11 protein-coding genes are annotated in these 12369 nt (G+C 58.8%); 4 read left to right on the forward strand and 7 right to left on the reverse strand.

Features of this window, described 5'->3' with window-relative positions:
• Nucleotides 1–730: 730 nt before the first annotated feature.
• Genes ACI3K0_RS25470 through ACI3K0_RS25500 form a run of 7 tightly spaced genes read right to left on the reverse strand, consistent with a single transcriptional unit; the run spans nt 731 to nt 7598 of the window.
• The gene (locus ACI3K0_RS25470) at nt 731–1549 is read right to left on the reverse strand and encodes a bifunctional allantoicase/(S)-ureidoglycine aminohydrolase (protein ID WP_404946462.1); all 819 of its coding nucleotides are present in this window, start codon (nt 1547–1549) and stop codon (nt 731–733) included.
• Entirely contained in the window at nt 1546–2208 is a 663-nt protein-coding gene (locus tag ACI3K0_RS25475) for a flavin reductase family protein (protein WP_404946463.1), read from the reverse strand. Before ACI3K0_RS25475 ends, ACI3K0_RS25470 begins: the two co-directional genes overlap by 4 nt.
• Nucleotide 2209: 1 nt before the next feature.
• On the reverse strand, nt 2210–3634 hold the full coding sequence (locus ACI3K0_RS25480) for a M24 family metallopeptidase (protein WP_404946464.1): 1425 nt from the start codon (nt 3632–3634) through the stop codon (nt 2210–2212).
• A gap of 35 nt (nt 3635–3669) precedes the next feature.
• Nucleotides 3670–4491: an ABC transporter permease gene (locus tag ACI3K0_RS25485; protein WP_404946465.1), complete on the reverse strand. Its 822-nt coding sequence runs from the start codon at nt 4489–4491 to the stop codon at nt 3670–3672.
• Nucleotides 4484–5311: an ABC transporter permease gene (locus ACI3K0_RS25490; RefSeq protein WP_404946466.1), complete on the reverse strand. Its 828-nt coding sequence runs from the start codon at nt 5309–5311 to the stop codon at nt 4484–4486. The genes ACI3K0_RS25485 and ACI3K0_RS25490 overlap by 8 nt, the downstream gene beginning before the upstream one ends.
• A gap of 9 nt (nt 5312–5320) precedes the next feature.
• Nucleotides 5321–6361 carry an extracellular solute-binding protein gene (locus ACI3K0_RS25495; protein WP_404946467.1) on the reverse strand — a complete coding sequence of 347 codons (1041 nt, stop codon included), beginning with the start codon at nt 6359–6361 and terminating at the stop codon, nt 5321–5323.
• Nucleotides 6362–6380: 19 nt separating this feature from the next.
• Complete coding sequence (locus tag ACI3K0_RS25500; RefSeq protein WP_404946468.1) at nt 6381–7598, reverse strand: ABC transporter ATP-binding protein; 1218 nt, start codon at nt 7596–7598, stop codon at nt 6381–6383.
• A gap of 531 nt (nt 7599–8129) precedes the next feature.
• Here ACI3K0_RS25500 and ACI3K0_RS25505 point away from each other — a divergent pair.
• From ACI3K0_RS25505 to ACI3K0_RS25520, 4 genes are all read left to right on the forward strand, one after another.
• Nucleotides 8130–9065 (forward strand): ABC transporter substrate-binding protein, encoded by a 936-nt coding sequence (locus tag ACI3K0_RS25505; protein WP_333711670.1) that lies wholly within the window; start codon nt 8130–8132, stop codon nt 9063–9065.
• A 3-nt stretch (nt 9066–9068) separates the two neighbouring features.
• Nucleotides 9069–9923 carry an amino acid ABC transporter permease gene (locus ACI3K0_RS25510; protein WP_206828743.1) on the forward strand — a complete coding sequence of 285 codons (855 nt, stop codon included), beginning with the start codon at nt 9069–9071 and terminating at the stop codon, nt 9921–9923.
• A 101-nt stretch (nt 9924–10024) separates the two neighbouring features.
• Nucleotides 10025–11155, forward strand: coding sequence for a sugar phosphate isomerase/epimerase family protein (locus ACI3K0_RS25515; protein ID WP_206828744.1), 1131 nt, complete (start codon nt 10025–10027; stop codon nt 11153–11155).
• Between the two features lie 157 nt (nt 11156–11312).
• Nucleotides 11313–12062: a GntR family transcriptional regulator gene (locus tag ACI3K0_RS25520; protein ID WP_173998535.1), complete on the forward strand. Its 750-nt coding sequence runs from the start codon at nt 11313–11315 to the stop codon at nt 12060–12062.
• Nucleotides 12063–12369 lie beyond the last annotated feature (307 nt).

A 12369-nucleotide genomic window follows, 5' to 3' on the forward strand; every position in this document is an offset into this window, starting at 1 on the left:
CGACGGCAGTCCACAGAGATCGGATGCTGCACATCCGATCTACAGCATCGTTCCGGTTTCGTTCGGCCTTAGCCTACGATTTCGGACTGCTCTTGTTCCGACCCCAATTATTTCTGCATATGAAGATAATCTCACGGGTAATTTTTTGGAGGTAAAAAGGCAGCGTGGATGTCAGCGAGTATTAACGTGGTCGTTTATCTATAAATTTTCGGCCATCAATTTCGGCATCAGCCGCAACACCACCCGCGAGCCATTGAGGATTCTTGCTTCGTATGGCCTGATCGAGACCCAGCGGGGCGTGGCCGGCGGCAGCTTGGTCGCCCATCGCGACTAGGTCGCGCTTCAGGCCAGAGTTGAAAACGGCATCGGCCCGTTGAGCGACGAAGAACTCATCACGTCGGAGGAGCTTTTGGAGGCGCGCCTCATCCTGGAACTAGGCCGCACGCCATGCCGCCGAGCGCGGGACCCACGCCGATCTGGACAGGATCCGCATCGCATCCCCCGCGTGGAGCACTGGCGCGAGGTCGTCGAGCGCGCCGCCCGTCTGGAGACTGTTTGCACACTGCGCCGTGGCGACCGGCGGCAGTCCGCACACCCGGCAGCAGATCAATGCATCGAGTTTCGGGACGTGGATGGCGCCGAATAAGCGACATTTGTCTAATGGTCTTCAGCGGATACGAACCTACGCCCCGCTCACTCTTCGCCACCACATCTATTATTTATCAAGAACTTACAGATCCGGGTGACGGTTGACGTCCTTGTAGAGCAGGTAGCGGAAACGGCCCGGGCCGCCGGCATAGCAAGCCTGCGGGCAGTAGGCGCGCAGCCACATGTAATCGCCGGCTTCGACCTCGACCCAGTCCTCGTTCAGCCGGTAGACGGCCTTGCCTTCCAGCACATAGAGCCCGTGCTCCATGATATGGGTTTCCATGAACGGAATGCTGGCGCCTGGCTCGAACGTCACGATATTCAGATGGAAATCATAACGAACATCGTTCGGATCGAGAAAGCGGGTCGTGCCCCAGCACTCGTTGGTATCTGGCATCCAGTCGAGCGTGCATTCGTCCTCATGGATGAAGACCGCCGGCGGCGCCTTAAGACCTTCGACGATCTTGAACACTTTGCGTACCCAGTGGAAACGAAGCGGCGCAGCACTGTCATTTTTCAGCATCCATTGACCGCCAGCCGGGATATAAGCGAAAGAGCCGGTGCGCAGCGTCCGCTCCTCGCCGTCATAGGTGATCACTCCCTCGCCGTCGACGACGAAGATCGCGGCCTGTGCACGGGCATCCAGTTCCGGCTTCACACTGCCGCCGCCCGGCGCCACTTCCATGATGTATTGCGCGAACGTCTCGGCGAAGCCGCTCAAGGGGCGCGAGATAATCCAGGCGCGGGTCTTTTCCCAGTGGGGCAGGACGCTGGTGACGATGTCGCTCATCACGGTCTTCGGGATGACAGCATAGGCGGTGGTGAAGACGGCCTTGCTGGAAAGCGTCTGCGTCTGTGGCGGCAAGCCGCCGACCTGCGAGAAATACCTGCCATTTGTCATTCGGCAGCTGCCTTTGAACCGCCCTCACGGTTTTCCCATTCCTGTGGCGTCAACGTCTTTATGTCGAACTGATCGCGGGTGCGGGTATAGGTATGTCCGCCCATACGACCGACGGCATCCATGAGTTGCTGGTCGATATGCAGGTTCGACGCGTTGACGGCATCACTGCGAACGAACACGCCGACGACTTCACCAAGAATGATCTCGCGTGCCGGACCGACCTGAAGCGTTGTGTGGCGACGGCATTCCAGAGCAGCAGGTGCTGCGAGAATACGTGGGCTTCTGACCATCTGGCCTGGCACGGTTGCAAGCTCTGCTTCTTCCATCTCGTCCACCTCGGGTCCGAATTTGATGGCGCAGACTTCCATCTGGTCGACCAGCGCATTGTCGCAGATGTGGACGGTGAACTCGCCGGTCTCGCGGATGTTGCGAGCGGTGTCCTTGAAGCGCATGTCGGAATAGTTTTCGACGCCGATGGCAACGATCGCCGGATCATGGGTCAAGACATTGAAAAAGCTAAAGGGACCAGCATTCGGTTGGCCTTCCTTACTCACTGTCGTTACCAGCGCTATTGGGCGCGGGATCACGGTTCCGATGAGAAGCTTGTAACGCTCCCGCTCGTTGAGTTTGACGAAATCGAAATGGGTGTGCTCGATCATTTCAGGCCTCGACAGCAATGCGATGGGTTTCAAGCGGAGTGTGGCGGGACAGGTTCTCGAACCCGTCTTTGGTGACGACATACATGTCCCCGACATTGCAGCCGGCCGACAGAGGCTCAAGCCACTGCGTATGCAGCACGAATACCATGCCTTCCTCCATCCGGTCGTAATTGTGAGAAGAGATGTTGAAGCTGTTTTGCCCGCCGGCCATGCCGACGGAATGACCGAGATTGGGGTTATGCGGCCCATGGGTCGCCGGATAGACATGCATCAAGGTGCGGCCCTGGGCTTCCCAGTCGATGTTCTTCACATACTGACGCGGGATCAGGCGAGCGCTGCCATCGTCCATCGGAGCCCAGTTATAGGGCATGGTGCGCGCCTCAGGCGAAGACAGCATGCCGCGCTCGATCATCGGCTCGAAAGCGGCATTGTTGACGTCTCGCATCAACGCACCCGGCCGGATCAGCTTTTCGGCGCGCTTGACGCCCTCGGTGCAGGCAGCCAGCACCTCTTCCTGCCGCTTGGTGATCTCGCCGACGGCAATCATGCGGGCGGTTTGTGCGGTATAGCCGCGATAGGTGATGTTGGACACATAGAGATTGATCAGGTCTCCCGGTCGCACGACATGGCCGTATGGCTTGCCGCAATGGGTGCCGAATTCGTTGATACCGATCTGGTAACCGTCACCGGTCTCGCCGCCGAAGGAGAGTTGCGCCTGGGTGAAGGCAGCATAGATCTCGTGGTCAGTCACGCCCGGTTTTGCCACATGATAGGCCGCCTGTGTGGCGATGCTGATGAGCTGGGCGGCAGCGCGGAACATCTCGATCTCGCGCGGCGAGCGCACCTTCTGCATCCGGTCGAGAATGGCATTGTCGGCAACGAATTTCACCTTCGGCATCAACTCATCTAGCCCTGCCCAGAAGGTCAGTGAGGTCCGGTCGCCGATACGCCCGATCTGCGCCTTGGAAAGCCCCATTCCGGCCAGCAGTTCGGCGCATTTTTCCGCCGTCTTGATGACGCTGTCGCCCGAACGATCCGCATATTCACGACCGATCGGGCCGATCTGCCAGATATCCTCGACCAGCACCGGCTCGCCGCCCGGTGGCAGAAGCACGGACTGGGTGAAGAAGGACAGAAGGACCATCGGTTTGTCGACATCCGTCGGGATGATTAGCACGCCCTCTCGCATCCAGTCGCAGATATAACGCAGGTAGTGGTTCGACGTGTGGAACCAGCCGACGCCACCGGTATGGACGAGCAGCGCGTCATGCCCCGCCTCCACCGCCTGACGGCGGATACGGCGCAGACGATCCTCGAATTCCTCGACCGGCAAAGGCAAGGGTGCTGCAAAATCGAAATCCGGCTGAAAATTGGCGAGCAGTGATCCGATGCGATAGGCGCCCGCCTTGGTCGTGTTCATGTTCAATTGGGTATTCCTTCCAGAAGTATTTTTATAAGGGATCAGGCCTGTTTGGATGGCGCCAGCACCCGCCTTGCCACCAGCATCACCACCAGCGTCAGCCCGATCAGAATTCCCGACATCGCGGCCACGCGCACGTCGAGCGATTCCTCGATCAGCGCGAACATCCGAAGCGGCAGAACGGTCGTTTGCGCGTCGGCGAGGAAAAGCGAGACGGAGACGTTGTCGAGCGACTGGATGAACACGAGAAAGGCACCGGCGAGAATGCCGGGGGTCAGCAAGGGCAGGATCACGCGCCTGAGCGTCGTTACCCAGGTCGCCCCCATCACCGTCGAGGCTTCCGCCAGCGAGGGATTGATGCCCTGCGCAACGACAGAGGCGGCACGATACATCAGCGGCCCGAACACCACGACATGGCCAACGACGGTGAGCCAGAGCGACGGCTGAAAGCCGACGAAATTGGCGACGATCAGAGCTGCGAGACCATAAACGAGGCTCGGCAGCACCAGCGGGGCGAGAAGCAACGGTTCGATCGTGTTGACTGAACGGCGACGCATCCGTGCCATGCCGATCGTGGCGGGCACAGCAAAGAGCAGCGAGCCGAGGACTGCGAGGCCCGCGATCTTAAGCGAATTGCCGGCCGCGGTATGTTCCGTGCTGGAGCGGAGCGGGTCGAGCAGAGCTTCGTACCAGCGGAGCGAAAAGCCCTCGGGCGGATATTTGAGCGTCTGTCCAGCTGTGAAGGACATGGTGATAGCAATGACGATCGGGGCCACCAAATAGATCAGGCTCAGGCCGCCGAAGCCGAAGACGAATGCCTTGTAGAGAAAAGCGGGGAGCGGGTTTTCGGATTGGTTACGCATGGCCGACGAGCCTCCGGTGACGAGAAATCATGGTCATGGCGACAAGCAGGATGCCGGTCGACGACAGGAGTACCACGGCGATCGCCGAGGCCATCGGCCAGTCGAACAGCGTACCAACCTCGCGGTAGATCAGTTGCGGTACATAGACATTGCGAGCACCGCCGATGACGGCCTGGGTGACGAAGGACGCGCTGGTGCTGGCGAAGACAAGGATCCATCCCGCCAAAAGGCCGGGCAGCATCATCGGCAACAGAACCGTGACGAGAATGCGCCAGGGGCCGGCACCCGAAACCTGCGCGGCCTCGGTATAGGTGACCGGGATGCGCGACAAGATGGCGACCAGCGGCAGGATGATCAGCGGCAGGTCGATCTGACACATGGCCATGACGAGGGCAAGTTCGGTGGACATCAGCGAGAACGGACGCTCGGCAAGTCCAAGCGCCACGAATGTCTCGCTGATCGGTCCCTGCCGCCCGAGGATGACGATCCAGGCAAAGGTGCGCACCACATTGCTGGTCAGCATCGGGATCAGCGTCAGGAAAATGATGATCTGGCGGGCGGTCTTGCCGCTATGCCAGTAGAGAAGCGCGATCGGCACGCCGAGCAGGGTCGTGCTGACGATGGTCTGCAGGCCAAGCTTGGCGGTGTTAATCAGGACACGGTAGTTGAACGCATCGCCGAGAAAGCGCGCATAGTTGTGCAGTGACAGGCCGTCGGGGCCGATAAAGCTGAACCCGACGAGAACGGCGAGCGGCGTCGCAAAGAACGCCACCGACAGCAGAAGCATCGGGATAACGTATGGGAAGCCGCTCGCTTTCATGGCGCTACCTCAACCGGCGACGAGGGCGTCGAACTGGCGGATCCATTCCGCACGGTTCTTGTTGATCGCGGCCCAGTCCGGATAGACGAGCGAGGCCAGCTGTTCGCGCTTTACATAGGCTTCGATGCCTGGCGTCAGTTCTACGTCCTTGTTGGTCGGGAACATTTCGCGTGGCGGCATCTTCAACTGGTCCTGCGCGGCCTTGGAGATCGCGGCATCCATATAGGCATAGGCTGCATCGACATTCTTGGCGCCCTTGGTCAGATGGATATTGACGGGCGCTGCCGGCGAGCCGGTTTCAGGCTGAACGAACTCCGCCTTGAGCCCAAGAGCCTTGAGCTTGGCGACATTGCCCGTCGAGCACATGAAGACGGCGATCTCGCCCTGCTGGAACAGTGTCATCTGGTGGTTGGTGCTGGCAACGACACCCTTGATGTGTTCCGGATGGTCTTTGAACAGCTTGAAGACGGCATCCATGTCGGTCGGGCCGGAGCCAAAAATCTTGGCGATCTCGGTATAGGCCATCACGCCGGTATTGGAGGCAAAGCCGGTCCACGAAACGAGGCCTTTGTAGGCCGGGTTTTCGAAGAGATCGCTATAACCTTTGGGTGCCGGAACGAGATCGGGGTTATAGGCAATGCCGTTGACTTCGACCGTCACGGTCGGGCCGTACTCGCCCTGGAATGCCGGATCGAGCATGCCCCAGTTCTTCAGCTTCGACGGGTCGATCTTCTGGATAAGGTCGTTCTCGACGGCGACGGCCATCTGGCCGGGCGACATCAGCAGCGTGTCGTAAGGCGGGTTGCCGGGGCTTGCCATGACCTTGGCAAGCTGATCCTGCGCCATGGCCGGGGCAACTGTCAGATCGAAACCGGCCGCCTTGACGAGCGGCGTCAGCACGCTGCGATAACCGTCTTCCCAATTACCCGGAAAGGTCGCGGCAACAGCAGTGCCACCGGCCGCGCGGGCAGCAAAAGGAACGGTCGCGGCTGCAGCCGCACCGGCGGCAAGCAGTCCGAAATGACGTCGTGTGATGTTGAAGTCTTGCATCTGTTCACCTCTGTTGTTGTTATTCACGGAATGCTTCCGGTTCGCTCGGAAAGGCGTGACACCTCATGGTGTCGATCTCGGCAAAGAGATGTGCTCCCGGCTCGGGAATGAAGGTCGAAGGTCCGCGGACCTCCGAGGCACGAAGGTTGGTCCCGTCTTCGAGAAGGAGATCATGGACAAGGGTGGGTCCAAGCGGCACTGACACGGTCAGCCTCGCCGGCAGCGCCGATGCGCTCGGCGTCGCAGACAGGCGAACGTCCTCCGGACGGAAGGTAATCGTGACCGTGGAGCCCGTGGTAAAATTCAGGCGGCGCGGCAGAACGAGAGCCTTGCCATTGGTAAGCGCGATCGTGGTTGCCTCAGCCTCCAGGCGGTCCACTTTCCCATGCAGCACATTGGCCTGTCCGATGAACGTATTGACGAACAACGTTTTCGGCCGGTCATATACGGCCATCGGCGTGTCGATCTGTTCGACATTGCCTTTGTTCATCAGCACGAGACGGCCGGCGAGGCTCTGCGCCTCTTCCTGGTCATGGGTAACGATCAGCGTGGTAATGCCGAGCGTCTTCTGCAGATGAAGCAGTTCGACCTGCAGGTCGAAACGCAGCGCCCGGTCCAAGGCACCGAAGGGCTCGTCGAGAAGCAGAAGCGAAGGGCGGCCTGCGATCGCGCGGGCCACCGCCACGCGCTGCTGCTGGCCGCCGGAAAGCTCGCGCGGCAGCCGGTTGCCAAAACCCTTCAACTGCACAAGCGAGAGCATTTCTTCCACCCGCTCACGACGCTCGGTGCGCGCCACCTTTTGGCAGGCGAGCGGATAGGCGATGTTCTCGGCCACCGTCAGGTGTGGGAACAGCGCGTAGTTCTGGAACACCATGCCGATACCACGCGCACGGGCCGAGACATTGGCAAGATCCTGGCCGCCAAGCTGGATCAACCCGCTTTTTGGCTGGATTAGGCCCGCAATGGCGCGCAGCACCGTCGACTTGCCGCACCCGCTCGGCCCCAGAAGCGCAACGATCTCGCCCGCCTTTATCTCGAAAGAAATGTCGCTGATCGCATTCTGCCCGCCATAACTATGGGTCAGGCCACGAACGCTTAGCTCTCTGCCTTCTGCTGCATTCGAAGCCTGCGGCATGAATATCCCCTCGGGTTGCGCCTGACCTAACGAGAGCATCGCGCTCGCCGGCATCAGGCGGAGATGTGATCGATCGGCAAATTTGAGTTCGCTCTGGGTCATGGCAAAGGATTTGCAAGCAACGTGCCAACTCTACAATGAGCGCGGTCGAACATGGATCAACCAATTGATTAACATATTAAATTTTTGGTTTATCTATTTTCGTATATCCATTATTACGGATCGCCGACATAACGTAACAATCTATAAATTGTGCATCATTGGCGGCTGAACGATGATTTGATGTGCACCGATTTCGGCTTGTCAGCATAGAAATCGGGCCGTTTCACCGCTTTGCGCCACTTGCGCGGATGTGCCATCGATCTCGGGTATGCAAAGGATGAAGAGTAAAATCAGTAAATTAGCTAGCGCCAACCGAGTCCGGTCGGCCCTGCGGTAGCTTAAAGGTCATTTTTTTCATCAAAGTATGTTCGCACGGATATGCGAAAATTGGTTCGAATTCCCTTAAATATTTTAGATGAAAAAATATCACATGAAAAACAACAGCATACAGATGCTATATCCAAGGTGGCATGGTGATTGCATCGAACTATCCTGAAAATTCACGACGTAGAAATGTGAAAAGGGGTCCGCATGCATAGCTTCAAGAAAACTCTCACAGCCGGTCTTGCCGGCATCGCGTTCGCGCTCTTCGCATCGACTGCACAGGCCGCGGAAGGCGCGCCCGTGAAGATGGTGCCGGATGCGGACGTGGCCCAGCTTCCGGGCATCGCCTTCAATCAGAAACTGGCCGACAGCCTGCCTGCCGCCATCAAGGACAAGAAGGTCATCAAGGTTGCGACGGACCTGACGCCGCCGATCAGTTTTCAGGACGAAGCCGGCAAGCTCGTCGGCATCGATGCGGACCTTGCCGCGGCGCTGGGCGTCATTCTCGGCGTCGATATGCAGATGACCAATGTCGGCGCGGGCGCGGCAATCGTTCCGGCCGTGCTGTCCAAGCGTTTCGACATGACGCTATCCGGCATCAATGACGACGTGGAGCTGGAAAAGCAGGTCGATGTGATCGACTACATGTATGATGCGACGACCATCATGACGATCAAGGGCAATCCCCTCGGCATCAAGAGCATGGAGGACCTCTGCGGCAAGAAGGTCGCCGTGCCGGTCGGAACCTTCCAAAACAGGCTCGTTGTCGCAGCATCGGCAAAGTGCAAAACGGCGCCGATCGAGATCATGTCCATCCCGAAAATGCCGGACGTCCTGCAGGCGGTGCGCACGGGCCGCGCCGATGCAACCGTCAACGGCTACGCAACCAGCGTCTACACGACCGAAAAGCAAACCGGCAAGGGTGTCGGCCTGCAGGCGCTGCCGGATGTCCGCCTTGCCGTCGGTTACCTTGGAATGCTGGTCTCCAAGGACAATCCGGAACTGCGCGACACTGTTGTCGCCTCACTCCAACATATGGTCGATAGCGGCGCCTATCAGGCGATCATGGAAAAATGGAGCCTCGGCCCGCTCGCCGTGAAGACCGTCAAGTTCAACGACGCTGCCTCGATGCCGGTGGACTGAGCCATGTCTTTCGCCCAACAGTCTCTCAGCATGCCAATGGCTCCTCCGATCGGCAAGACAGTTCGGTTCGGGCAGCTCGTGACTGGTGCCGTCGCGATCATCGCGCTGGCTCTCATGCTTCTGGTCATTGGGCGGAATCAAAGCGTTCAATGGAGTGAAATCCCGCGCTACATGATCGACCCCGTCATTCTCGACGGCGTCGTCCTCACGCTCGAACTAACGGCCGGCGCCATGGCCGCCGGCATCGTTATCGGTTGCCTCGTCGCCATCATGGCGACCAGCCAGAACGTTGTCCTGAAGGCGATCGCCGTCGCCTTCGTCTGGTGGTTTCGCGGCGTACCGCTGATCGTCCAAATCTTCTTCTGGTTCAACATCGCGCTCTTCATTCCTGAGATCGGCTTCGGTTCTTGGTCCGTCTCGGTCAACGACATTGTGACACCCGCCCTTGCAGGCTTTCTGGCGCTCGGCCTGCACGAGGCGGCTAATATGAGCGAGATCATCCGTAGCGGTCTGACAGCCGTGGATCGGGGACAGCGCGAAGCCGCATCCTCTTTGGGCCTCAGACCACTCCAGACCTTGCGGACTGTCGTCCTCCCGCAGGCAATCCGTCTCATCGTCCCGCCGACCGGCAACCAGGCGATCGGCATGCTGAAGGCGAGTGCCATCGTGTCGGTTATCGGCATGCAGGATCTGCTGACACAGGCACAGGCCATCTATGCCCGCAACTTCTTGGTCATTGAACTCCTCTGCGTCGCATCACTCTGGTACCTCGGCATCACCACAATCGCCTCGGTGGGCCAGCATTATCTGGAACGGAAACTGGCACCGAAAGGCCGCTCGAACAGCAATGAGAAGTGACCATCCGCAGGCCTAAGCGCCGGCCGCAGCTTCAAGAAAATTAAATCAAGCAGGGATCGCCATCGCAGCGCATCCCGTCAGGAAACACTAAGGAGATCATCATGAGACTGGGTATCGATAGCCAAAAACTTCCCGAGTTCCTGAAGCGCGGGCCGCTGGCAAGCCTCGACCATGTCAAGGAGCTTGGTCTTGGTGGCCTGTTCTTCCCGACCGTTCTCGACATGAGCCCGACGCTCGACAAGGGTGCGCTTCGCGAAATCCGGGCGAAAGCCGACGAGCTTGGGCTTTACCTCGAAAGCGGTGTCGGCAAGATCAATCCCTATTGCAGCGCCGAGGCTCCGGAATTCCGGGCGATCGGCGACGGCGACATCATTCTGGGCTTCACCCGGATGATCGAGGCGAGCGCCGCGATCGGATGCCTCGAACTGTGGATCTCACCGGGCAATTTCAAATCGGAATACCGTGGCAGGTTGGCAAATGACCGCTTTCGCACCGATATCACCTGGGACGAGCAGTTGCTGGCCATCGAGAAGATCTTGTTGAAGCTTGCTCCCGTCGCGCGCGCCAATGGCGTCCACCTCAACATGGAAACCCATGATGAAATCACCTCTTTTGAAATCCTCCGGCTGATCGAGAAAGTTGGCGATGACTGTATCGGCGTCGTGTTCGACACGGCCAACGGCCTGCAGCGTGGGGAACATCCGGTGTTTGCGGCAAAGCGCGTCGCGCCTTACGTCCGCCAGACGCATATCAAAGACGCCTATGTCGGCCGAGCATTCGGAGGTCTCGATTTCCAGACCCGCCCGGTCGGCAAGGGTATCGTGGATTTTCCCACGATCCTTCCCATCCTTGCCAAGGCAAATCCGGATCTAAACCTTTCGCTGGAAGTCGCAGCCTCTGTCGAAGACAAGCCGCGCAAGGCGAATCCGCGCCAATGCATCCAGATCGATGACCCGATCTGGCGCGCCGCGCATCCGGACCTGAACGCCGAAGAACTGGAGGTCTACATGGCTACGGTGGACACCTTCGAAGCGCGCGTGAAATCCGGCGAGATCCCGGATTGGGAAGCGTATGAGGCGAGCCAGTACGGCTATCCGACCTACGAGCGCCAATCCTACGGCTATGGTGAGACAGTGACCTTCATCAAGAACTCGGCTCGTTACATCGAGAGGCTATGCGCGGAGAAGGGCATCGCGCTTTCCCCGTCGACTGCCAAGCGCCACGCTGCATAAACCGGCACTCACCCACTCTGTGGCGGTACTAGCCGCCATAGACATCTGATAACGTCTTTACCGGGTGGATTTCTGGCAGACGGCGATATACGCAACAATATTTCTATGAACATAATTAGATCGAGCGGCTTGGGCCGCCATGCATCTGGAGTACCACATGAAAAGGACGCGCCGTCAAACGACGAAGGCAGCGCCGAAGGCCAACGCCTCGGCTGATGCGGCTGAAAGCGCCAATGACGACGTCTCCGAGCGGATTCGCACAACGCTCGCCAATGCCATAGGCGAAGGCGCTCTAAAGCCGGGGACGAAAATCCTCGAAGATGCGATCGCCGACCACTTTGGCGTAAGCCGCACCGTCGTTCGCGGCGCCCTCGGCGTCTTGGAGAGTGATCATTTGCTGGAGCGCAAGCGAAACCGCGGCACCTTCGTCGCCGAACCAGGCATCGAAGAAGCCAAGGCCCTGTTTGAGTCACGGCGCAAGATCGAACACGCGATCCTCGAGCTCGCCATGGCCCGTGCCACCACTGAACAACTGGACGCGCTCGAAAAACTGACCGACGAGGAAGAGCATATCCACCATCACGGCGATGAGAAGTCGAAGACGGTGCTCTCCGGCAAGTTCCACATCGTTCTGGCCGAACTCGGCGGCAACGCGGTTATGACCGAAATGCTCTCGAAGATCGTCGCTCGCCTGTCTCTGGTCATGGCCCTTTATGAGGAAGAAAAACAGGACGATTGCGGCGCTGACCACCACCGCCAGATCGTTACGGCGCTGAAGGCCCAAGATCTGGCAAAAGCACAGCAGTTAATGGACCACCACCTCGCCGATATAGAAGGTCGGGTGCGCTTGACCGAGGGCCAGGGTGATCGTCATACCTTCTTGGCTGTGCTGGAGAACTTTTCCTGACCATTCAGGTCTTGAAGAGATACGAACCGCCGATCCCGCAGAGAAATTAAAACGTAAGCAAAATCATCGGGTAATCGTTACGCCCATTTTTGGAACCCGTCTCTGATGGTGCATGGTCCGCGACCGTTTAGATCAAATAAAATGCAGACAGGATCAGTACCACTGCGAAATTTACGATGCTTACAAGTAGCATCGCCGTGAGTGTCCCGGCCGTTCCCCTGGTCGGTACCAGGTCTGCACCCCGGGAAATCACAGCGGCCTGCCAGATTGAGCTGGGAATGGGAAGCTTTCCCAAGAGGGACGCATA

Source organism: Rhizobium sp. ZW T2_16 (assembly GCF_044987325.1).
Lineage (GTDB): Bacteria > Pseudomonadota > Alphaproteobacteria > Rhizobiales > Rhizobiaceae > Neorhizobium > Neorhizobium cellulosilyticum.

Bases quoted from the DNA above. Each gene is read 5' to 3' on its own strand.
- ACI3K0_RS25475 (WP_404946463.1), bottom strand. From the start codon at position 2,208: ATGATCGAGCACACCCATTTCGATTTCGTCAAACTCAACGAGCGGGAG.
- ACI3K0_RS25500 (WP_404946468.1), bottom strand. From the start codon at position 7,598: ATGACCCAGAGCGAACTCAAATTTGCCGATCGATCACATCTCCGCCTG.
- ACI3K0_RS25505 (WP_333711670.1), top strand. From the start codon at position 8,130: ATGCATAGCTTCAAGAAAACTCTCACAGCCGGTCTTGCCGGCATCGCG.
- ACI3K0_RS25510 (WP_206828743.1), top strand. From the start codon at position 9,069: ATGTCTTTCGCCCAACAGTCTCTCAGCATGCCAATGGCTCCTCCGATC.
- ACI3K0_RS25470 (WP_404946462.1), bottom strand. From the start codon at position 1,549: ATGACAAATGGCAGGTATTTCTCGCAGGTCGGCGGCTTGCCGCCACAG.
- ACI3K0_RS25520 (WP_173998535.1), top strand. From the start codon at position 11,313: ATGAAAAGGACGCGCCGTCAAACGACGAAGGCAGCGCCGAAGGCCAAC.
- ACI3K0_RS25515 (WP_206828744.1), top strand. From the start codon at position 10,025: ATGAGACTGGGTATCGATAGCCAAAAACTTCCCGAGTTCCTGAAGCGC.
- ACI3K0_RS25495 (WP_404946467.1), bottom strand. From the start codon at position 6,361: ATGCAAGACTTCAACATCACACGACGTCATTTCGGACTGCTTGCCGCC.
- ACI3K0_RS25485 (WP_404946465.1), bottom strand. From the start codon at position 4,491: ATGCGTAACCAATCCGAAAACCCGCTCCCCGCTTTTCTCTACAAGGCA.
- ACI3K0_RS25490 (WP_404946466.1), bottom strand. From the start codon at position 5,311: ATGAAAGCGAGCGGCTTCCCATACGTTATCCCGATGCTTCTGCTGTCG.